The sequence below is a fragment of the Shewanella youngdeokensis genome (assembly GCF_033180165.1).
In the GTDB taxonomy this organism is placed as follows: Bacteria; Pseudomonadota; Gammaproteobacteria; order Enterobacterales; family Shewanellaceae; genus Shewanella; species Shewanella youngdeokensis.
In genome coordinates this window covers 2,581,117-2,604,902 of the sequence record NZ_CP136522.1, presented here as the reverse complement: position 1 = coordinate 2,604,902, position 23,786 = coordinate 2,581,117, and the positions used below count along the sequence as shown (strand labels likewise).

Annotated in this window: 15 protein-coding genes; 10 read left to right on the top strand and 5 right to left on the bottom strand. The window is 43.4% G+C overall.

All coding sequences use genetic code 11. The features are described from left to right. The first annotated feature begins 38 nt into the window (after positions 1-38). The 4 genes from RGE70_RS11105 to RGE70_RS11090 are packed head-to-tail and all read left to right on the top strand — an operon-like array spanning position 39 to position 5,430. Positions 39-2,363 carry a DNA internalization-related competence protein ComEC/Rec2 gene (locus RGE70_RS11105; protein WP_310472968.1) on the top strand — a complete coding sequence of 775 codons (2,325 nt, stop codon included), beginning with the start codon at positions 39-41 and terminating at the stop codon, positions 2,361-2,363. Positions 2,364-2,396: 33 nt separating this feature from the next. Continuing rightward, positions 2,397-4,223: a lipid A export permease/ATP-binding protein MsbA gene (gene msbA, locus RGE70_RS11100; RefSeq protein ID WP_310471518.1), complete on the top strand. Its 1,827-nt coding sequence runs from the start codon at positions 2,397-2,399 to the stop codon at positions 4,221-4,223. Then, a complete protein-coding gene (gene lpxK, locus RGE70_RS11095; protein WP_310471517.1) occupies positions 4,224-5,252 on the top strand; it encodes a tetraacyldisaccharide 4'-kinase in 1,029 nt (342 codons plus the stop codon). A gap of 4 nt (positions 5,253-5,256) precedes the next feature. Next, entirely contained in the window at positions 5,257-5,430 is a 174-nt protein-coding gene (locus RGE70_RS11090) for a Trm112 family protein (RefSeq protein ID WP_310471516.1), read from the top strand. A gap of 41 nt (positions 5,431-5,471) precedes the next feature. On the opposite strand, the gene RGE70_RS11085 is transcribed toward RGE70_RS11090, so the two are convergent. The 5 genes from RGE70_RS11085 to RGE70_RS11065 all read right to left on the bottom strand — a co-directional run bounded on the left by RGE70_RS11085 (position 5,472) and on the right by RGE70_RS11065 (position 15,837). Continuing rightward, complete coding sequence (locus RGE70_RS11085) at positions 5,472-6,347, bottom strand: MBL fold metallo-hydrolase (RefSeq protein ID WP_310471515.1); 876 nt, start codon at positions 6,345-6,347, stop codon at positions 5,472-5,474. A 180-nt stretch (positions 6,348-6,527) separates the two neighbouring features. After that, positions 6,528-9,590: an efflux RND transporter permease subunit gene (locus tag RGE70_RS11080; RefSeq protein WP_310471514.1), complete on the bottom strand. Its 3,063-nt coding sequence runs from the start codon at positions 9,588-9,590 to the stop codon at positions 6,528-6,530. After that, the gene (locus RGE70_RS11075) at positions 9,587-12,907 is read right to left on the bottom strand and encodes an efflux RND transporter permease subunit (RefSeq protein ID WP_310471513.1); all 3,321 of its coding nucleotides are present in this window, start codon (positions 12,905-12,907) and stop codon (positions 9,587-9,589) included. The genes RGE70_RS11080 and RGE70_RS11075 overlap by 4 nt, the downstream gene beginning before the upstream one ends. Before the next feature lie 14 nt (positions 12,908-12,921). Further along, a complete protein-coding gene (locus RGE70_RS11070) occupies positions 12,922-13,938 on the bottom strand; it encodes an efflux RND transporter periplasmic adaptor subunit (protein ID WP_310471512.1) in 1,017 nt (338 codons plus the stop codon). A gap of 609 nt (positions 13,939-14,547) precedes the next feature. Beyond that, positions 14,548-15,837 carry a citrate synthase gene (locus RGE70_RS11065; RefSeq protein ID WP_310471511.1) on the bottom strand — a complete coding sequence of 430 codons (1,290 nt, stop codon included), beginning with the start codon at positions 15,835-15,837 and terminating at the stop codon, positions 14,548-14,550. Between the two features lie 412 nt (positions 15,838-16,249). Between RGE70_RS11065 and sdhC the strand changes: the two genes are divergently transcribed. The 6 genes from sdhC to odhB all read left to right on the top strand — a co-directional run bounded on the left by sdhC (position 16,250) and on the right by odhB (position 23,725). After that, entirely contained in the window at positions 16,250-16,645 is a 396-nt protein-coding gene (gene sdhC, locus RGE70_RS11060; RefSeq protein WP_310472967.1) for a succinate dehydrogenase, cytochrome b556 subunit, read from the top strand. Beyond that, positions 16,639-16,986: a succinate dehydrogenase, hydrophobic membrane anchor protein gene (gene sdhD, locus RGE70_RS11055; protein ID WP_310471510.1), complete on the top strand. Its 348-nt coding sequence runs from the start codon at positions 16,639-16,641 to the stop codon at positions 16,984-16,986. The genes sdhC and sdhD overlap by 7 nt, the downstream gene beginning before the upstream one ends. Further along, a complete protein-coding gene (gene sdhA / locus RGE70_RS11050) occupies positions 16,987-18,753 on the top strand; it encodes a succinate dehydrogenase flavoprotein subunit (RefSeq protein ID WP_310471509.1) in 1,767 nt (588 codons plus the stop codon). 12 nt (positions 18,754-18,765) lie between these two features. Continuing rightward, positions 18,766-19,473, top strand: coding sequence for a succinate dehydrogenase iron-sulfur subunit (locus RGE70_RS11045; RefSeq protein WP_310471507.1), 708 nt, complete (start codon positions 18,766-18,768; stop codon positions 19,471-19,473). 204 nt (positions 19,474-19,677) lie between these two features. After that, a complete protein-coding gene (gene sucA / locus RGE70_RS11040; RefSeq protein ID WP_310471505.1) occupies positions 19,678-22,506 on the top strand; it encodes a 2-oxoglutarate dehydrogenase E1 component in 2,829 nt (942 codons plus the stop codon). A 25-nt stretch (positions 22,507-22,531) separates the two neighbouring features. After that, positions 22,532-23,725 (top strand): 2-oxoglutarate dehydrogenase complex dihydrolipoyllysine-residue succinyltransferase, encoded by a 1,194-nt coding sequence (gene odhB, locus RGE70_RS11035; RefSeq protein WP_310471504.1) that lies wholly within the window; start codon positions 22,532-22,534, stop codon positions 23,723-23,725. The last annotated feature ends 61 nt before the right edge of the window (positions 23,726-23,786 follow it).

Here is a 23,786-nt window from a genome sequence, read left to right as displayed (position 1 = left end):
TCATGTGTGGCTTTTGCGCCACAATACTATCGGCAATGGTGTGGCCATTGCTGCCTCAGCTTTCTGTATTACCGTTGTGCGTGTTTATTGCTGTGGTCGCTATTCAGCGTTTCCCAATGTTATCTGGTTGCTTAATCGCACTCAGCTGGATAACGCTGTTCAATACGTTATTAATGAGCTGGGAAAAAAGTGAAAATGGCGTTGCCATAAATCTTGAGGCCGAAATCATATCACTAGTTCACGCAAACGGCGACTGGATTAGTATTGATATTGTGCCAGTTGATTCAATTTTACCCCATAAACTGAATAGAAAGTTTAGATTATCGTGGTCAAACCCTCCACCCGTAAAGGTTGGGGAGCGGTGGCAGCTAACGATTAAACCCAAATCGATAACAGCACCGTTAAATAAAGGTGGTTTTAATGCGCAGAAGTATATGCTTAGTCAACGTATTTTTGCCAAAGGTAAAATAGTAACTGGTCAACTGATTGAAGATAATATTGGTGCTAGAGAATTATTGATCCGGCAATTACATATTGCATTAACAGGTTATTCCGCTAACGATTTGTTGCAGGCCTTAATGGTGGGCGACCGAAGCTTGATGACTGCTGAGCGTTGGTTGCAGTTACGCAATACCGGAACCGGACATCTCTTTGCTATTTCAGGATTACATTTGTCGGTGGCATCGTTTTGGATCTATTTACTGACTAAGCTCTTTTTGTTTAGGGTGTTTCCTACGCAAGGACGCCGAAATAGCGTGACCGCCATGTTAGTGTGTGCATTTGCAGCGATTGCTTACGCCTATTTAGCCGGTTTTTCAGTGTCTACTCAGCGAGCGTTGATCATGCTGTTGGTCTATTTATTGTCTTGGCTAATGCATCGACATGCCAGTAGCTGGGAGCGGCTACTTTATGCATTATTTATTGTTTTATGCCTTGATCCGCTTGCGCCGTTAAGTGCAAGCTTTTGGCTTTCATTTATAGCGTTAGTTGTTATTTTACTAACTATTTCAACAATAGATACCGTCAATCAATCTGCTATTACTCTAGAATCAACCGCTGAAACTTTAGATGACCTTGCCGAGCGAGAGCCACAGTCTGCCATTGGTCGATTAAGGCTGCTAATTCAGCAATGGCTTACGGCTTTTTGGGCCATTCAATGGCGGCTAGCCATTGTGTTGGGGGTGATACAAGCGATATTTTTTTCAGGTACATCGCTGATCAGTATTGTGGTTAATTGTGTGGTTGTTCCTTGGTTTAGCTTTGTTGTGCTGCCGGTGTCATTGTTATCACTTTTGCTGTTTATTTGTGGGCTGTTTCTGGGGTTTAGCGCCAGTAGCATTAACGTTTTTGCTGCAGCGCAGTTATCAATGGAGCCCGTGTTGATGATGCTTGATTGGGCTGGAGAACTGTCGTTTGCGTGGCTTGATTTGTCATCACAATGGATAGCGGCATTTATTTACGGACTTTTAGGTGTGTGGCTTATTCGGCAGTGTCAGTTAACGAATTTGCGGCTAGTACTCAGTGTGATGTTATTACCGATTATACTATTGAGCTTTTCATCTTTTATTAGCGCTGAGCACAGTAACAATGAGCGCTGGAAAGCGCACTTGCTCGATGTGGGCCAAGGACTCGCGGTGGTGATTGAACGTAATGGTCGGGCCATAATTTACGACACCGCAGCTCGATATGGTACAACCTTTAGTTATGCCAAAAGGGTCATATTACCGTTTTTGACTAAAAGTGGTATTAAAGACATTGATTATATCATTATTAGCCACGCAGATAATGATCATGCTGGTGGAGTAGATGTCATTATGGAAGCCTACCCGAATGCGACCGTCATAGCGGATGATAAACGCTGGGGCAGTATTAATTGTCGACCTAAGGTTTTGCAATGGCAGTCCATTAAACTGAATATTATTGGACCGAAAGTTGCGCATAAAGGTAACAACGGTTCTTGCGTAGTGAGATTATCTAAAGGCAACAATAGTTTGTTACTTACCGGTGATATTGAATCTAAAGCTGAGCAAGCATTATTACTCACAGACAATATTGCTAGTGATGTCATGACCGCGCCACATCATGGTAGTCGAACATCTTCAACTCGAGCTTTTATTAAGGCCGTTTCTCCGCAGTTGGTGCTGTTTGCCGCTGGGCATAATAACCGTTATGGATTCCCTAAAGCAGATGTTTTAGCTCGATATCATAAGTTAGGTATTACGTCACAGGTGAGTGGTGAACAAGGACAGGTTAGTGTTTTTTTTGAGCCAGATGGCTTCCATTATCAGACCTATCGCGCAGATTTTGCACCATTTTGGTATAACCAAGTGTTTAGATTTGGCGAGTTCAGTAATCCAGAGTAGAATAACTCTTTTGCCAATACGTTAATTTTCTCAATGACAACATCTTCTAAAAATGAAGTCTGGAAAGTCTTTAAGCGACTACTCGGCTATTTAAAACCTCTCAAAGCTGTCCTGTTTTTTGCTGTACTGGGTTTAACCATGTATGCCGTCGTTGATGCGACATTCATCGCGGTGATTAAACCATTTATTGATGAAGGGTTTGGTGGACAAGCAAGCCAAGCTACATCTGCTGCAGGTGGTGCTTTAGGTAACGTTGACCTTGGCATGAGCGATGGGTTTGAATCTGACAATAAGGTGCTAATGATGGCGCCAATTGTGGTCATCGTGTTGTTTAGCTTGCGTGGCTTAGCTAATTTTTTATCAACTTACTGTGTCGCTTACATGAGTGCTCGAGTGATCTTGGATATGCGCCAAGAAGTCTTCGAACACTACTTAAAGCTACCGGTTAGTTACATTGACAGTGAAAACACCGGTAATCTTATTTCGCGCGTAACCTACGATACTGAGCAAATAGCCCGAGCCTCAGGTAGCGCATTGATCACCATTGTTCGCGATAGTATTTCGGTTATTGGCATGATTGGTATCATGTTCTATTTTTCTTGGAAACTGTCGTTGGTGATCTTAATTGTAGGCCCCGCTATTGGGCTTGTGATCTCTGTGGTGAGCCGTCGTTTTCGTAAGGTGTCGAAAAATATTCAAGCTGCGATGGGTGGGGTAACAGCCGCGACCGAACAGATGATTAAAGGCCATAAAAACGTTTTATCTTTTGGTGGTCAAGAAACAGAAGCTGAGCGTTTTGCGAAAGTGAATGCTCAGAACCGATACCAAACCATGAAACTGGCTACAGCACAGGCCATTAGCCAACCTCTAGTGATGATTATTGGCTCATTTGCGATAGCATTTGTTTTGTATGCAGCCAGTATTGATAGCATGAAAGCAGAGCTTACAGCAGGTACTTTTGCGACAATTTTGGGCGCGATGCTTGCCATGCTGCAACCGATTAAAAACCTAACCCGTGTTAATGCTGAGTTCCAACGCGGTATTGCAGCTTGTACAACAGTGTTTGAATTATTAGATACCCATCCGGAAGAAGATAACGGCAAACTTGAAGTTGACCGTGTTAAAGGCGAGCTGGCATTTAATCATGTTGACTTTAGCTATCCAGGGCAAGATAAACTGGCTCTTAATAGTATCGACTTTACTGTAAAACAAGGTCAAACCATAGCGCTGGTGGGGCGTTCAGGCTCGGGTAAATCAACTATTGCCAGCTTAGTAACCCGTTTTTATAGTGGGTTACAGGCCGGTGAAATCACTTTAGATGGCGCCAATATTGATGATTACAAGCTAACTTCGCTACGTCGTCAAGTCGCGTTAGTGTCGCAGCAAGTTACCTTATTTAATGACTCTATAGCGAACAATATTGCTTATGCGTATCCGGGGGAAGCTTCCCGTGAGCAGATTATTCAGGCGGCAACCTTAGCCCATGCTATGGAGTTTATTGAGCCGTTACCGTTAGGGCTTGATACTCAAATTGGAGAAAATGGTGTGATGTTGTCAGGTGGGCAAAGACAACGTATTGCCATCGCCAGAGCCATCTTACGTAACTCGCCAGTGTTAATCCTTGATGAAGCTACATCTGCGCTTGATACCGAGTCTGAAAAAGCGATTCAACATGGCCTTGATAATTTAAGGCAAAACCGGACATCGATTGTAATTGCACATCGGTTATCAACGATTGAGAGCGCTGACCAAATTTTGGTGGTTGAACAAGGTCAAATTGTGGAGCGCGGTACGCATGTGTCCTTACTTGAGAAGCAAGGCGTATATTACAAACTTTATCAGATGCAGTTTGGAAGCTAAATGCAGTCTTGGGTAAATAAGCTCTGGTACGAAGGGCACGGTTTAAGGTTTGTGTTGTGGCCATTGTCGGTGTTATTTGCCGGTATAACTGCGCTAAGAAGGTTGTTATACGCCAGTGGCGTGTTGAAGCAACATACCTTGCCGGTTCCAGTTATTATTGTGGGAAATATTACAGTAGGTGGTAGTGGTAAAACGCCTACGGTGATTTACTTGATAGAGCTGTTGCGTCAGCAAGGGTATAAACCTGGTGTTATCAGCCGCGGTTATGGTGTAAACATTAAAGGTGTGCGTTCTGTACGTTATGGTGATAACGCCAGCCAAGTCGGTGATGAGCCCGCTATGATCGTGGCTAGAACCGGCGTGCCTATGGTTGTTGGCTCAAAACGTATTGAGGCTGCAAAGCAGCTGCTGAGCGATTTTGATGTCGATATCATTATTAGCGATGATGGCTTACAGCATTACGCTCTAGCTCGTGATATTGAACTGATTATTTTGGATGGTGAACGTCGCCTTGGTAATGGAATGCTACTGCCTGCAGGCCCTTTAAGAGAGGGGCGTTGGCGCACATCGAGTGTTGATCACGTGATTGTGAACGGCGGCACGGCCATTGGTACTGAGCAACAAATGACATTAATGGCTAGCCAGTGGCATTTGGTTGCAGCTAACAGCCATAAAGTGAGTAAGACTCACGCCGAAGTTAAATCCGCAGCTCAACCGATGCAAGAGCAGCCGGTTGTAGCTATGGCCGGGATTGGTAACCCAAATCGATTTTTTGATACCTTATCTAATTTGGGTTTTACATTGGATAAAACACAAGCATTTGACGACCATAGCGCCTACACCGAGGCTGACTTAAGCACGCTTGCTGGCAAACGTCCATTACTGATGACAGAAAAAGATGCGGTGAAATGTCGCGATTTTGCAAAAGATAACTGGTGGTATTTAGCGGTAGATGCGAAGCTATCACCTTCATTTGATCAACAACTTATGGCTAGCGTGAAGCAATCGGTCATAGAGAAAAAAAGGTAATAGCATGGCTTTTGATAAAAAATTACTTGAAATTGTTGCGTGTCCAGTATGTAAAGGAAAGCTTGAATATAATAAAGAAGATAATCAGCTTATCTGTAACTTGGATAAAATTGCTTACCCGATCAATGACGGCATTCCAGTACTACTTGAAAATAAAGCTGAGCCGCTAGCGGAGTAATCAAGTAAAAAAAGCGCCAGTTGGCGCTTTTTTGTTAAATTTTACAAGTCTTTATATAGTGTCTCGATCCACTTATCTTCCGTTATAAACTGCCAGCTCCATGCTGCTAATGGCTCTGGTACGCCTTGTTTTTTTAACTCCGACAATGTCAGGCCTAATGCTTTTTGTTCATGCATCCAATTAATTGATGTGTCTAACATGTGCTTAAAACGCAGTAAATCACTTTTATTGGCAAGCGAACCATGGCCCGGTATGACTTGTGTTTGCGGTTCCATAGCATGCACTATGCTTGCAACATTGTCTCTATAACCCTGTACTGAACCGCCAGCGTTTAAATCAATATATGGGAACTTATCTTTAAAAAAGAGATCGCCCATATGGACGACTTTGTCGTTACTCCAAATAACAACGCTATCACCGTCAGTGTGTCCTGGCCCCATATGAGCAACCTGTAAAACATCGTTATTAAAGTGGACGCTGATCCCCTCATTATATGTAATGACAGGTAGGGCGTTAGGTTGAAATTTGCTGTCAGATACTAGCCGCTTCAATACATTATGGTGTGCCATAATGGTACCTTGTTGACCAAAATGACTATTGGAACCGGTGTGATCGCTATGGAAATGCGTGTTGATGATAAATTTAGGGGCTCCGGTTTGAAGCTGGTTGAGCGCTGCTGATATTTTGTTCGCCAGCGGTGCAAATTGGTCATCAATAATCAACAAGCCGTCACTCCCAGCAGAAACGCCGATATTACCGCCTGCACCAGTAAACATGTATATGGTGTCAGTTATTTTTATTGGCTTAATTTGAACCTTAGCAAACTTATCGTTGGCGTGTACCGCGGTATTGGTACACATCAACCAAACGAAGTTCACCATAAGGATTAATTTGAGTTGCCTTGAAAGTGAGATCATTTTGATACCTTTTATTAAGTTATCTTAGTATGGTGCAATGTTAACGAATGGTTGAGTGTTTTTTGGTTGTTTAATATTAGCAGACGGTGACTTACTTGCTTACTGTGCAAATGTAGAGGTAATTAGTTTCGAAAAAGGCTGCGATTGCAGCCTTTGAGTGCGAAAAAAGCTTGAAAATTGTTAAGTCATCCAGGGCAACACTTTGCGCGAAAAACGGTCAGCCTGTCCAAGCTTTATCGCCGATTGATAGCGCATGCGATACAGCGCTTGATAACATAGTGGTACTAAGTACAGGCTGGTGACTGTAGAGAAGGTGAGTCCGCCAATGATGGCGATAGCCATAGGCGAATACGACGGACCACCGCCACCAATTTGGTTATCCCCCATTGCTAATGGCACTAAACCCAATACTGTGGTGGCGACCGTCATGAGCACTGGCCGTAATCGGGTATGGCATACCTTGCTTATCGTTTCTGGCAGTTTATCAAGTTCTGGTCTAAGTTGGTTTATTTGATCAACCAATACAATTCCGTTATTCACAACTACCCCCATTAAAATTAATATGCCGATCATTGCCATAACCGACATAGAGGTTCCTGTGAATAATAGCGCCCAAAACACACCGGTAATCGAAAACAGAATTGAGGTGATAATTGCGGTGGGTAATAGTAATGATTCGAATAATGCCGCCATAACAATGTAAATCATCGCGATTGCCAGCAACATGTTGGTAGCCATGATTGCCTCATCTTCATCTTGTTTTTGAAAACTCCCCCTTAAAGAGTAACTATAACCTGGTGGGAAGTTGATGGTGTCCATCACTTGGGTAATTTGTTCTCTTGCTTCTTCTGTTGTGAGCTCATTTAAATTTGCACCAATAGATAGCGCAGTTTGGCGATCATAATGACGGATAACATCAAAGCGAGGCTGTATTTCAATTTTTGCAAGGCTATCAAGCGTATAGACTCGGCTATCTATTCTAATTATGGGTAGTTGTTTTAGCTTGTCGAGTGATAAGCGCCATTGTTGCTCATAGGCCATTTCGATACGTAGTTCGCCGTTAGGAGCATGCCGAAACGATCTTAATTGAGTTCCTCGTAGTGCCATTGAAATACTTGACGCTACTTCGTTAAGCGGCAAGTCAAGCCTAGCAGCCATATCTCGGTCAATGCGGATCACAACTTCATGTTGAGTACCGTTTAGCTCAGAACGCACATCTTCTAGGCCTTCTATCATGCTCAATAATGGAATAACTTGCTCACTGAGCTTGATAAGTTCAGTGGTTGATCGACCAGACAGTGACACTCGGATGCCACTGCTTTCGTTGCCCCAGCCAAATTGTGGCTTAGCAATCGCAAACTTAGGAAAACCGTCTCTTATTTGCTTTTTAAGAGTTTTTATATCGAAATCTTCATCTTCGTTAAGTAACAAAGTTGATTGACCACTATCTGCTGAAAAGTAGCTATAAACGGAGTCTAAATGAAATTGCTGCTTGTTAGCGTATAAATAGCTTTCCATAGTGTTAATCATGGCCTCAGTAACCGCAAGACTATGTCGGCCTTCGACCTGATAATTAATATAAAGGCGATTGTTGCCTTCACCATCGGATTCATCTTGCTGCACCATCGATAGTGGTAACGCAGTAGAAACCAGTAGCAATAATGCAATAGCGCCTGATAATCTAGGTCTTGCTAAAATCCAATTTAAACTATTTTGATAACGTTGCTGTAATTGATTTGGCTGTGTTTTAACAGGGATATCAAATTGAAATTTACTCAGCATTAACGGTAATAGTGTTTTTGCGACTAATAAAGAGGCGGCTAGTGAGATACAGATAGAGATCGCCACATGTTCTAAAAAGATGGTGAGCTCTACTTTTACGCCAAATATGTTGGGCAAAAATACAATGGCGGTAGTTAGTGTGCCAGCCAGCACTGCCAGAGATACTTTATCGACCCCTTTGAATACCGAGCGGTTTTCATCATTTAATGAGGGTTGTTTGTTAAGCTGTGCTTGTTTTTGTTGTAGAACACTTTCAGTGACCACCACCGCATTATCAATCAACATACCGACGGCAAGTAGTAAGCCCATCATCGACAAAATATTTAAGCTGTAGCCTAAAAGGTACATGGCTGCGAGGGTCATACAAATTGAAATAGGCACAGATAACACGATAACTAGTGTCATTTTTAAATTACGTAGAAATAGGTACAACACTACAAATGACAGCATGGCACCTATTAGGCCCGCGGTTAATAAATCTTTGAGTGATGATGTAACACTGTAAGCCTGATCTTCCATCACATAAAGTTTTATGCCGTTAAATTGTGGGTCTTGTTTAGCGTTTTCAATTACTTGCAATACTCGCTTTGATACATCAACTAAGTTAGCACCAGACTCTTTAAAAACGTCCAGGCCAACAGCGTAGTTTTGATCTAAATGACGGCCATCTAAACGTTCGGGCAAAGAAAAACTCACCGTTGCGATGTCGGCCAGTGTGACACCGGGGCTCAGTATTAATGCCTTTATGTCATCAAGGTTTCTAAACTCTCCTTTTGGTGATACTTGATAAACCTGAGAGCCTGTTTTTAATGTACCAGCACTGATCACAAAGTTTTCTTGCTGCAGCCGACGAGTCAAGTTGTTAATTGAGATATTACTGGCAGCGAGCTTGTCGGCATTAATGCGAATTTCAATCTGTTTTTGTTCTACACCGTACAAAGTCACTTGCGATACGCCAGACACACGCTCAAGCGGTCTTTTTAGTTGTTTATCAAGTAAGTCAAATGCACCGGAGAGTTCACGTTCGCTCGATATCCGAATGGTCAGTACCGGCATATCGGCTGTGCTAAATTGTCTGATGAAAACCCGTTCTACATCTTTTGGCAACAGGTGCCGAACCGAGTCAATTTTTTCTCTTGCCTCTAAGCTTTTGGTGGCGACGTTTTCTCCCCATTTCATTCTTAGTTCAATTTCGGCACCATTTTGCGATGAACGCGAACGCAGCTCTTCAATACCGCTCATGGTAGCAAGTGTTTCTTCTAACACTTGGGTGATGTCACGCTCGACTTCTGATGGCGTCGAGCCTTTATAGGGGACATCAACAATGACTTGTGGAATGTCTATACCGGGAAACATTTCCAGTGGTAGCAATCGACTAGATGCTAGGCCGAACAGTAAAATGGCGACAAAAAACATCGCCGTGGTTACCGGCCTTGCGATGGCCAAGCGAGTAATGTTCATGTTTTGTCTCCATCAGTAGAAGCTGTATCGAAGCCCTGTGCTGTAGAGCGGGTTAGCTGCTTCGTACCATGTTGATGGTTTTTTTCAAAATCTTTGCGGTCAAACAGCGCATAGAGAACGGGAATAACAACTAAGGTCAGTAATGTTGACAGCGATAGACCAAAAATAACGGTAATGGCCATTGGAGCCCGAACTTCACTGCCATCGCCTAGCCCTAAAGCCATTGGTGATAAACCGAGAGCTGTGGTCATGGTTGTCATTATGATTGGGCGTAGCCGAGAGTGAGCTGCATTGGTTATTGCGGTAAGTTTATTTTGTCCAGACTGGCGTAATTGGTTAATACGGTCGACCAATACAATGGCGTTATTTACCACAATACCGGCGAGCATAATTAAACCTATAAACACCACTACACTCAAATGTGTTTGGGTAATGTAGAGCCCAAAAATACTGCCGCCGACAGCCATTGGCACTGCAATGAGGATCAATAAAGGGTGCAGCAACGACTCAAACTGACTGGCCATGACCAAATACACCAAAAACACCGCTAACACTAACGCAATTTGTAGAGATCTAAATGAATGTTCCATTTCTTCATTTTGGCCACCAAAACGTGCTTGAATTGACGCTGGAAGTGTTTGCTGGGCTAAAATTTCACGCGCGGTAATGACGGCATCATTGAGATCGCCGTGGGCTAGGTTTGCCGACACAATGGCAACACGCTGCTGACTAACTCTGTTAATCGCAGAGGGACCCAGTTTTAACGTGACATCAGCAACAGCGCTAAGTGAAATTGGGTGAGGGCTGTTGGGGTTAATAATCATGGCGTCGATGTCACTAACTTGATTACGCTCTTCAAGTTCACTGCGTACTAGAATATCAACCTTACGGTCACGCACCGTATATTGACTCGCCACGGTGCCGCCAATGCGCTGTGCAATTCGGTTGGCAACTGTAGGGGCATCCATTCCTAAAGATGCAAGACGCTGGTGGTCAAATCGAATGCTTATTTCTGGCTGTCCATCGCGTAGGCTAGTATTGACGTCGGCAAAACGCTCTGAGCCAGACAATGCATCGACCAGAGCATCAGCTGTACTTTTTAGTTGAGCCAGATTGTAACCTACGAGCTCTATTTCTAATGGGGTCTTAAAGCTAAACAACTCTGGATGTTGAATTTTGGCCTCAAGCTCTGGGAGCCGCATTGCGGTTGTACGTAATTGTGCTGTGACTGCATCATAAGCGTCGTGATTGGCAAGGACGACTTGTAAGCGTCCCCAGTTTTCACCGCCACGAGAGGTGTCTGAGGTCATCAGTCCACCACTGCCAGCTTGGCTGTAGGCGTGTTTTACGTCCTTACGGTCTTTAATTGATAGTGCTAATTTACGCAGAACATTGTCAGTTTCAGAAACTTCAGTGCCAGGCGGGAGCAATACTTCAACATAAAACTCACCTTGATTCATCGGCGGGATCAGTTCCATACCAAGCCTCGGAGCTAGCAGCGCTGCGGCCGCTGTGATGGTCACCGCAATGGTTAAAGTTAATACCTTAAAATTTAGCGCCATAGCCAATAGCTGGTGATAACCTTTTTCTAATAGAGTGTAGAACCAGTTAAACACTCCACTTATAGGTTGCATAATTAAACCAGCCCCCCAAGCCAACGTGTGACCTAGCACTAATAAGAGCGTGAGTAGGGCACTGGGTAGATAGTTAAATAAAAGTACAAAAGGGAATGAAATGACGGCGGCACTATAGTGTTTAAGCTTAGCTATTTTTGTATCTGGTTTGGCTTTTTCTGTCTTTGATAATTGTGGTGGTAAAGCTTTAAATCCTTCTCTTGAGGCAAGCATTGGGATGGTTGTTAGCGCAACAAATAAAGAGGCTAATAGGGCAAATGTGACGGTCAGGGCTTGATCAGAAAATAATGCTCCGGCCACGCCGTCAACAAATACCAAGGGTATAAATACAGCTAAGGTCGTGAGCGTTGAAGCGAAAATCGCGCCCGCAACCTCTTTAGTGCCAGTCACTGCAGCGTTAATTTTATTCATGCCCATTGACTTGCAACGGTCGATATTTTCTAGCACAACAATGGCGTTGTCGACCAGTAGCCCCACCGCTAAGGCTATCCCCCCTAAAGACATGATATTAAGGCTAATATCGGCAAAATACATCATGTTAAATGTTGCTATTATCGAAAACGGGATTGAAATAGAGATAATCAGGGTTGGAATAATGTCGCGTAAAAATAAGTAGATAACTAACATCGACAGTAAACTACCGATTAGTGCGGCTGATGTCACTTCACTAACAGCACTTTCAATAAATTCTGATTGATCATAAATAACTTTGAGCTCGCCCTTATGACTGTTTTTATTGAGGTTATCAAGTGCCGCGGCTATTTTACGTGCGACTGCTACTGTGTTGGCATCTCCCTCTTTATAAATGGCCAGTTCAATGGATTCTTGATCACCAATGCGGGTTATGTCGTTGCGCTCTTTATGGGCATCGATAATTTTCGCGACCTCAAACAGTCTGACCAAGGTTTGTGCATCACGATAGATGACGATTTGCCCAAGCTCTTCTAATGAATTGAATTGATTAAGGGTGCGGACTAAATACTCTTTGTCGCCTTGGATCACTTTACCTGCAGACAGGTTAATGTTCTCGGCCGCTATGCGTGTACGGATTAACTCAGCACTGAGGTTTAGCTGGGTAAGTTTTTGCTGATTAAGCTGAATGTGCACTTCTTGCTGTAATCCGCCTGAAAGTCTGACTGCTGCAACGCCAGATAATGATTCAAGCTGGCGTTTCAACTCTTCATCGGCATAGGTACGCATCTGTTTTAGATCATTGTTACTCGCAGTACTTCTGAGCCCAGTGCTAGTGTTCGGGACAGACAATGCTAAGCGTACAATTGGGTCTAAGTTGGGGTTAAATCTAAGTAATAGTGGCTTTTGTATATCCAGTGGTAACTCAATGGTATCGAGTTTTTCACGGACATCTAGGCTAGCCATATCCATATCGGTACCCCATTCAAACTCAAGTACAACATCTGAGGTTCCAGAACGAGAAATAGAGTTAATTTTGCGTAACCCCTTTACGATCCCCGCCGCTTCTTCAATGGGTTTTGACACCAATTGCTCAACTTCAACCGGCGCCGCCCCGACATACTGGGTACGAATAGTCATCGTTGGATAGCTTAGGTCGGGTAATAGTTTTACTGCTAGGCGTGAAAAACCTACCATGCCAAATAATATAATGGCTAACATAAACATCCACACGGTAACCGGGCGGTTAACCGAGGTTTTGATAATCGACATCGCTATTCCCTCGGCTATTTTGATGCAACATCTAAAGAACGGATCACTTCAACGAGTGACTGATCTTTTAGATTTTGATGTCCACGAACAACAATTTGATCTCCGGTGACAATGCCAGCGAGTACTTCTACGGTATCACCTTCTCGGTATCCTACCTCTACGGTACGACGACTAGCGTTGCTGCCGTCAATAATATAAAGCGCAAATTCATTATCTTGATTAATAAGGGCATTATAAGGCACCGTTATTACGTTTTTGTGGGTATCGTACCTAAGTTGTACCCGAGTAAACATTCCAGCTTTTAAGGTGGCTTTTTGATTCGGTACCGATAGTGTTACTTTAAAAGTGCCGCTTTGTGCGTCGACAATGGGGCTTATCCGTAACACTTTAGCGTGAGTGATCTCTTGGGAGTGTTTGCTGGCGGAAATTTGCGCATCTTGACCTAAGCGAAGGTGCTGTAATTGTTGCTCTGGTAGGTGAACGATTCCGTACAACTCATCTTGGTTAACGATATAGAAAAGTTCATCAAATTCTTTGGCCATATTACCTGACTTTATAAACCGAGTTGCAACTACACCTTCAATAGGCGAGCGGATCATGCTTTCTTGAACGTATAACGCGGCTAAGTCTCGTTTGGCCATTGCGGCTTGCAGGTTATATTCGAGCTTGGCCATGGAGTCAGCACTGAAAAACTCTTGATTGTTGATCTTTTTTAGACGGTTGAGTTCTTGCTCAATAATTTCAACTTCTGCTTGTGAACGATCTAATTCGAACTTCTGTCTTTTCGAATCAATAACGGCCAATAATTGTCCCTTGGTGACTCTATCACCTTCCTCAACTTTGATTGATTGAATCAGTCCAGCTACGCGGGTAACGACATGTGCCTCTTGTGGTGCTTCGAGTGTTGCAGTGGTACTGTAAAAAGAGGATACGTCGCCTTGTACCACCATTGTTGTCTCGACTGGGACTGCATATTTATCTTCTTCTTTGACCTCTTCTTCTACACCACAAGCACTCAGTAAAACAGCCATTATTGTAGTAATGAGTATTGGCGAAAAAACAGTTCTTTTGTTGTGCAAGACCATGTTAATAAACCTATGTTGATAATCCAATTAACAGTGAAATAGCACTAAACGTGCCAATATTTAATTCCCTTTAAATACAATTATTTATATTAAGCAGCTTGTTAGGTAATGGTCTGTTTACTCCAAATGTAGCAAGTTTGATTAATTGTTGCATTTTTTAACAATTATTAGAATGGTTAATTTATATCAGCGTAGTTTTATAGTTGAAACTTCAGAGCAGAATCAGAATATGTACCATAAGCCTGTAGCGGTGCGTAGCTAGTTCTCTGACAGCGTTAAATCAACTTGTTGTATTTAATTGTTTTTATGAAATGCACTTCACGGCAAACTTTGATATAACTTTGCAGAGCGAGTGAATAAAAGTGAGTTATTGCGAGCAAATTTACATCTACGACTTCGCTTGATAGCTTTACTGAGCGACCAAAAGAATTAAGTGTTTATTGCTCATGAGTATTAAGCCTAAACCCTGCGGTGTAATTAACGTGTGGAGCATTATTTAGGTTGTAAAAAAAAGGCACTCAATGAGTGCCTTTAAAGGTGGTCAGTAATGCATAACTAATCGCGTCTGTCTTTAGCCACAAAACTGCGCTCAGCATCGCCTGTATATAGCTGGCGAGGGCGACTAATTTTATGACCAGGCTGATCAAGCATCTCTTTCCAATGAGCAATCCAACCAACAGTTCGCGCGAGGGCAAATAGTACGGTGAACATACTTGTAGGAATACCGATAGCTTTCATGATGATCCCAGAATAAAAATCAACATTTGGATACAGCTTTTTAGACACAAAATATTCGTCTTCTAAGGCAATACGTTCAAGTTCCATGGCGACATCTAGCAATGGATCATTGACGTTAAGCTCTGCTAGTACTTCATGGCACGATTCACGCATCACTTTAGCGCGAGGGTCGAAGTTTTTATAAACTCGATGGCCAAAGCCCATTAAGCGGAAAGGATCATCTTTATCCTTTGCTCGTGCAATGAATTCAGGAATGCGATCAACACTGCCAATTTCTTCGAGCATGTTCAAACAAGCTTCGTTTGCACCACCATGAGCGGGGCCCCAAAGAGAGGCGATACCAGCAGCAATACAAGCAAATGGGTTAGCCCCTGATGAACCTGCCAAGCGTACCGTCGAAGTTGAAGCATTTTGTTCGTGATCCGCGTGTAGGATGAATATACGATCCATCGCGCGTTCAACAATTGGATTCACTTCATACTTTTCGCACGGCACTGCAAACATCATGCTTAAGAAGTTACCTGCGTAGCTTAAATCATTACGAGGGTAAACAAATGGTTGACCAATAGAGTACTTGTAACACATAGCTGCAATTGTTGGCATTTTAGAAACCAAGCGGAAAGCGGCTATTTCACGGTGGCGTTCGTCATTCACATCTAAAGAGTCTTGATAGAATGCTGAAAGGGCACCGGTTACACCACACAGCATTGCCATCGGGTGAGCGTCACGTCTGAAGCCCCTAAAGAAGGCTGCAAGTTGCTCATTAACCATGGTGTGGTTTTTAACTGTATGTACGAATTTTTCGTATTCTGCTTTTGTAGGAAGTTCTCCGTAAAGCAATAAGTAACATAAATCCAAATAATCAGAATCAACTGCTAATTCGCCGATAGGGTATCCGCGATGCAGTAAAATCCCCTGAGCGCCATCGATATAAGTAATGGCAGATTCGCAGGAAGCTGTAGCAAGAAATCCTGGATCAAAGGTAAAGTGACCTGTGCTACCTAATTTACTTATGTCTATAACATCGAATCCAGCCGTTCCTGTTTTGATCGGCAAATCGATTGACTCATTCCCTGGTAGTGCTAATTTGGCTATATTCTCAGCCATACCCCATTCTCCTTACTTCATTCTTATTGAGTGCGGCTTATCAAACACCAACACTTTACAGTGAATCCAGATCACATTTCAATTCAAATAAGTGACTAATTTTATTGGCTCATGGTCTTGAATCCCCGCAATCGCTTGCTGTAGCTGGTTCTTGGTAGATTTTTTTACCAAAAAACAAATTTTGCATAATGTGATGTTTGTATTTGACATTTCACACACGTATACTAATCGCAACTCGAAAGAGTTGCAGGCAATGATAACTAGTTATTATTTGTTTGCGTTTTTTAAGTGGTACCACCTAAGTCATGTTAATGATTTGTATTAGGGTTTTCTTTTGTAGAGGTCGAATTGTGATCTTGCTCTCAGTTCTGAACGAAGCAAAAGTTGTTTGTATAACAAAAATTAGCTCAATATAGAGCAGAGTGAGCAGAACGTGAAAAAGCAAAGACCTGTCCATCTAGATCTGCAGACAATACGCTTCCCTGCAACTGCGATCGCCTCAATCCTACATCGTATATCTGGTGTTATTATGCTGTTTGCCGTCGGCATTCTTATTTGGTTGCTCAATGAGTCATTAGCATCCGCTGAGAGTTTCGAAGGTGTCTTATCTCTTTTTGATAACTTTATCGTCAAGTTTGTCGTTTGGGGAATTCTAACCGCCCTCGGGTACCATTTGTTAGTGGGTTTACGTCACTTAGTGATGGATGCCGGCTTTTGGGAAGAATTATCTTCAGGATTAACCTCAGCTAAAGTCGCTATTGCATTGTCGATAGTGTTTTCAATCATTGTGGGGATTTGGGTATGGTAACTAACGCAGCGAGTCTTGGGCGCAGTGGTGTCCATGATTTTATTCTTCTTCGTGCAAGTGCAATAATATTAGCCTGTTACAGTATACTTATTGTTGGTTTTATTGCACTTAGCTCTCCACTGACTTTTGAAGTATGGCATGGTCTATTTAACAGTTTGCCGATGAAAGTCTTCACTTTACTCGCACTTGTTGCGATTCTAGTCCATGCATGGATTGGTGTATGGCAAGTACTTACCGATTACGTTAAGTCTGTGTCATTACGTGGTGTGCTTCAGTTTGTTTTTGTCATTGCAGCCTTTAGTTATTTGGCAGCAGGCATTTTGATTGTGTGGGGTGTATAAGTGGCTATTCCAGTTCGCGAGTTTGACGCAGTTGTAATCGGCGCAGGTGGCGCAGGTATGCGAGCCGCGTTGCAAATATCTAAAGAAGGTAAGAGCTGTGCGCTGTTATCTAAAGTTTTCCCGACCCGTTCACACACAGTCTCTGCCCAAGGTGGAATTACTGTTGCGCTGGGTAATGCCCATGAAGATCATTGGGAACAACATATGTATGATACCGTTAAAGGTTCCGATTTTATCGGTGACCAAGAAGCGATTGAATTCATGTGTAAAACTGGTCCAGAAGCAATTATAGAACTCGAGCAAATGGGTTTACCATTCTCGCGGTTTGAAAACGGCACCATTTATCAACGTCCTTTTGGTGGCCAATCTAAAAACTTCGGTGGTGAGCAAGCAGCTCGAACTGCTGCTGCGGCTGACCGAACGGGTCATGCATTACTTCATTGTCTTTATCAACAAAACGTTAAGCATAAAACTGAAGTCTTCTCAGAGTGGTATGCACTTGATTTAGTCAAAAATGAAGATGGCGTTATTGTTGGTTGTACTGCTATTGAAATTGAAACCGGCGAAATTGTTTACTTTAAAGCTAAAGCAACAATTCTAGCGACGGGCGGAGCAGGCCGCATTTATGCCTCTACTACAAACGCGCATATTAACACTGGTGACGGTGTTGGTATGGCTATCCGTGCTGGCGTACAAATGCAAGACATGGAAATGTGGCAGTTTCACCCAACCGGTATCGCAGGCGCAGGTGTGCTTGTAACAGAAGGTTGTCGTGGTGAAGGCGGATACTTGCTAAATAAAGACGGTGAACGCTTTATGGAACGTTATGCACCGAATGCAAAAGATCTTGCATCGCGTGACGTAGTTGCCCGTTCAATGATGACTGAAATCCGTGAAGGGCGTGGCCTTGACGGACCTTTAGGACCGCATTGTTTACTGAAACTTGATCACTTGGGTAAAGAGACCTTAGAAGCACGTCTTCCTGGTGTTTGTGAGCTGTCGCGTACGTTTGCGCACATTGACCCTGCTGATGGCCCGATCCCTGTATTACCAACATGTCATTACATGATGGGTGGTTTACCAGCAAAAGTGAGCGGCCAAGTTTTACGTCAAAATCCAGATGGCAGCGAAGATGATATCGTAGGTTTATTTGCCGTTGGTGAAATTGCTTGTGTTTCTGTTCATGGTGCTAACCGACTTGGTGGTAATTCACTGCTTGATTTAGTTGTCTTTGGACGTGCTGCGGGTCAACACCTTGGTAAAGCTCTAGACGCTACGCCAGAACCTAAAGCCCCAACAGATGCTGAAATTGATGCTTCTCTTGTTCGCTTGAATCGTTGGGAAACCAATAAAGATGGCGAAGATCCTGCAGTTATCCGTAAAGATCTACAACTTTGCATGCAGCTCAACTTCTCAGTATTTAGAAGCGGCGGTGCAATGGCTGAAGGCCTGAAAGAACTTAAGGCTATTCGCACCCGTCTTGAAAATGCCAAGCTTTCTGATAACTCGTCAGAGTTTAATACTCAGCGTATTGAATGTTTGGAGCTTGATAATTTAATGGCAACAGCAATTGCCACCGCAACAGCTGCTAACTTCCGTACCGAAAGCCGCGGGGCGCATTCACGTGAAGATTTCTTAGACCGTGATGATGAAAACTGGTTATGTCACAGTATTTATGACCCGGTTACCGAACTTATGACTAAACGTGAAGTTAATATGGAACCGAAACTCCGTGACGCATTCCCGCCTATTAAACGTACCTACTAAGGAAAAGTTAAGATGAAATTGGAATTTGCAGTTTATCGTTACAATCCTGATGTAGACACTAAGCCTTACATGATGGATTACAGCTTAGAAGTGGATGAAGGTACCGATATGATGGTCCTTGATGCATTGATGAAGCTTAAAGAGACAGATTCAACTCTGTCGTTTAGACGCTCATGTCGTGAAGGTGTGTGTGGTAGTGACGGTGTCAATATGAATGGGAAAAATGGATTAGCGTGTATCACGCCCGTTTCGACCTTCAAAGGAAAAAAAATTGAGATCCGTCCATTGCCTGGTATGCCTGTTGTTCGCGATTTAATCGTTGATTTAACACAATTTTATACCCAGTACGAAAAGATTAAGCCGTACTTGATTAATGATGAAAAAACGCCTGCGCGTGAGCATCTACAATCACCAGAAGAGCGTGAACACTTAGATGGACTCTATGAGTGCATTATGTGTGCATGTTGTTCTACAGCTTGTCCTTCGTTCTGGTGGAACCCGGATAAATTTATTGGTCCAAGTGGCTTGCTGCATGCTTATCGGTTCTTAATCGATAGCCGTGATACTGCAACTGAAGAGCGTTTATCTGAGCTCGATGATGCTTACAGTGTGTTCCGTTGTCATGGCATAATGAATTGTGTTGATGTTTGTCCTAAAGGGCTTAACCCGACCAAAGCAATTGGGCATATAAAGTCTATGCTTTTGAAAAGAGCTGTTTAAATGCTAATTCAAAAGTTGTTATTCTAATAGCGCAAGTCGAGTCACTTTCATTAAAGACTGTGACTCTTTTTGTGCCAAGCAATATTCGTAAAAGTAAATCTGGAACTCTAGGGGCTACAGAGATTGCAGAAGCCATAACTTAATAAGGCTCTCTGTGTTTAAGACTTTGGCTAAATAAGTGTATACAGTTTGAAAGGAATAGAAATGCACCAAGGCATCATGAAAGCCTGGATCGAATCGTCTCACCTTAATGGCGCGAATTCGACTTACGTAGAACAGATGTATGAAGCCTATCAAGAAGACCCGCAGTCTGTTACCGAGGATTGGCGAGTAGTATTTGATAATCTTCCTCCTGCTAGCGGTACAACAGTAGATGTACCCGAAGCTTCCCACTCTAAAGTACGCGACTATTTTCGCAGTCTTGCATTAGATGGCCGACAGAAAGGTTCACCTAAAGTGACCGATCATGAGGTTGATGCAAAGCAAGTAAAAGTCCTGCAGTTAATTAACGCACACCGTTTTCGTGGTCATCAAAACGCCGATTTGGACCCTCTAAATATTTGGAAACGAGATACTGTATCTGAATTAGACCCAGCTTTTCATGGTCTTGATGGCGATGATATGGAACGGGAGTTTAATACCGGTTCATTTGCTCATGGTGGTGAAACCATGAAGCTAGCTGATTTGGTTAAAGCGCTTAAAGCAACCTATTGCGGTTCAATTGGCGCTGAATACATGCATATTACCGATACCGATGAGAAACGTTGGATCCAGCAACGTTTTGAGCCATCTTTGGGCGCTGCCAGTTATAGCAAAACCGATAAAACTCGAATTCTTGAAGGCCTTAATGCTGCAGAAGGTATGGAAAAATACCTCGGTGCTAAGTTTCCTGGTGCTAAACGTTTCTCTCTTGAAGGTGGAGATGCGTTAGTACCTATGATGCGCGAAATTATTTATCGCGCGGGCGATGCAGGCACTAAAGAAGTCATCATAGGTATGGCTCACCGAGGTCGATTAAACGTTCTTGTTAATATTTTGGGTAAAAAGCCATCGGAGTTATTCGACGAATTTGCAGGAAAGCATGGCGATGAACTCAATGGTTCTGGTGATGTAAAATATCACCAAGGTTTTTCATCTGACTTTGAAACCCCTGGTGGCAACATTCACTTGGCACTGGCATTTAACCCATCTCACTTAGAAATAGTTAATCCTGTTGTGATTGGTTCGGTACGAGCACGCCTTGATCGACGTGGCTGCGACACTGGTTTACAAGTGATGCCAATTACCATTCATGGTGATTCAGCGATTACTGGGCAAGGTATTGTGCAAGAAACCTTTAACATGTCGCAGACCCGCGGCTTCAAGGTGGGCGGTTCAATTCGTATTGTGGTCAACAACCAAGTTGGCTTTACAACTAATATGACTGAAGATGTGCGCTCAACAGAATACTGTACCGATATTGCTAAAATGGTGCAGGCGCCAATATTCCACGTTAATGCTGATGACCCTGAAGCGGTAGCATTTGTATCGCAATTGGCAGTTGATTATCGCAATGAATTTAAACGTGATGTGGTAATCGATTTGGTATGTTATCGCCGTCATGGCCATAACGAAGCCGACGAGCCAAGTGCGACTCAGCCTATTATGTACGCCAAAATCAAGAAGCATCCAACCCCTAGAAAAATCTATGCTGACAGGCTTATTGCTGAAAAAACAATGGGTAGTGACGATGTCACATCGATGGTTAATGATTATCGCGATGCATTAGATCACGGTGATTGCGTGGTTAAAGAGTGGCGTCCAATGACGCTAAACTCTGTTGATTGGACGCCTTATATTGGTTCAGAGTGGAATGACCCATATGATGCCAAAACACCAATGGCAAAGATCAAAAACTTAGTGGGTAAAATCAGCTATGTGCCAGACAGCCATAAATTACATTCTCGAGTGGCTAAAATCTACAAAGATCGCCTAGCAATGGCCGCTGGTGAGAAGCTACTTGATTGGGGGTTTGCTGAAACGTTAGCTTATGCGTCCATTCTTGAAGACAAGAAACGCATTCGTATTACAGGGCAAGATTCTGGACGAGGCACTTTCTTCCATCGTCATGCTGTTTTGCATAATCAAAACGACGCTACCGCCTATATGCCGCTGCGTAATATTGCTGATGATCAAGGCCCAATCGACATAACTGATTCTGTATTATCAGAAGCATCGGTTCTGGCTTTTGAGTATGGCTACGCAACTGCTGAGCCGAGTGGCCTAACGTTGTGGGAAGCGCAATTTGGTGATTTTGCTAACTGTGCGCAAGTGGTCATCGACCAATTCTTATCATCGGGTGAGCAAAAGTGGGGCCGTTTATGTGGCCTAACTATGTTACTGCCACACGGTTATGAAGGGCAGGGTCCTGAGCACTCCAGTGCGCGTCTAGAGCGTTTTTTACAGCTGTGTGCAAACCACAATATGCAAGTGTGTGTGCCGTCAACACCTGCTCAGGTTTACCATATGCTTCGTCGACAAGTGGTGCGACCTATGCGTCGTCCTTTGGTAGTTATGTCACCTAAGTCGCTGTTACGTCATCCTTTAGCTGTTTCCAGTTTGGAAGAAATTGCGGAAGGTACTTTCCAGAACTTAATCGGTGAAATTGACGAGCAAGATGCAAGTAAAGTCGATCGCGTCGTATTTTGTAGCGGTAAAGTTTACTTTGAGCTACTAGAGCGACGTCGCAAAGAAGGCTTAGACAATGTTGCGCTGATCCGAGTGGAGCAGTTATACCCGTTCCCACTTGACGAAGCCGCAAATATTTTAGCTCAATATGCCCACGTTAAAGATTATGTTTGGTGCCAAGAAGAGCCGCAAAACCAAGGTGCTTGGTATTGTAGTCAGCACCACTTCTGGAGTGTTATTCCCGCAGGAGCTCAATTGAGTTATGCCGGACGAGAAGCTTCAGCTGCACCAGCATGTGGCTACCCTGCATTACATGCTCAGCAACAAGAATCATTAATTAACAGCGCATTAAAACTGTCAAAATAGACATTATATAAAAGGATCGTTATCCATGAGTATCGAAATTAAGGTGCCTGTACTGCCAGAATCAGTTGCTGATGCAACTATTGCGACTTGGCACGTTCAAGTTGGCGAACAAGTGTCTCGTGATCAAAACCTTGTTGATATTGAAACAGATAAAGTTGTACTTGAAGTTGTAGCACCTGAAGATGGCCATATTGCACAATTCCTCGCGGAAGAGGGTGATACCGTCTTGGGTGAAGCAATTATTGCCAAATTTGTTGCAGGTGCAGTTGCTGGCCAGGAATTAACCAAAGCAGAAGCCGAAGCGGTGATTCCTGCCACAGAAGAAGCGACCAGTGATGCACTGAGTCCATCAGTGCGCCGTCTAATTGCCGAACATAATATTGACGCTAGCGCCGTTAAAGGCTCTGGTGTTGGTGGTCGAATTACTAAAGAAGATGTTGAAGCATTTGTCAAAAGCGCCAACGCAACGTCTGCTCCAACGACCGCAGCTCCAGCACCAGTAGCAACACCACTGGCAGAACGTAGTGAAAAGCGTGTCCCGATGACGCGTCTACGTAAAACGATTGCTAATCGTCTTCTCGAAGCTAAAAACTCTACCGCCATGTTAACTACATTTAACGAAGTTAACATGAAACCAATTATGGATATTCGTAAGCAATATCAAGATATTTTTGAGAAGCGCCACGGGATCCGCCTAGGTTTCATGTCGTTCTATGTTAAAGCTGTGACTGAAGCTCTTAAGCGTTTTCCTGAAGTTAATGCATCGATTGACGGTGATGACATTGTTTATCATAACTACTTTGACATCAGTATTGCTGTTTCCACGCCACGTGGATTGGTAACGCCAGTATTACGTGATACCGATAAAATGAGCCTTGCCGATATTGAGCGTAATGTTCGGGAACTTGCGATTAAAGGCCGAGATGGCAAGCTGACCGTTGACGATATGACCGGTGGTAACTTTACAGTCACTAACGGTGGCGTATTTGGCTCACTGATGTCGACTCCCATTTTAAATTTACCACAGAGTGCCATTTTGGGCATGCACGCGATTAAAGATCGCCCTATGGCTGTTAATGGACAGGTTGAAATTCTGCCCATGATGTACCTCGCTCTTTCTTATGACCACCGCATCGTGGATGGTCGTGAGTCGGTTGGATACTTGGTTGCGATTAAAGACTTCCTCGAAGATCCAACTCGTCTGTTACTTGACCTTTAAGTTAAGCCAGACAACACCCTCGCTGCAGGCCCAGAAGGGCCTGCTGAAAATAGACAAGCAG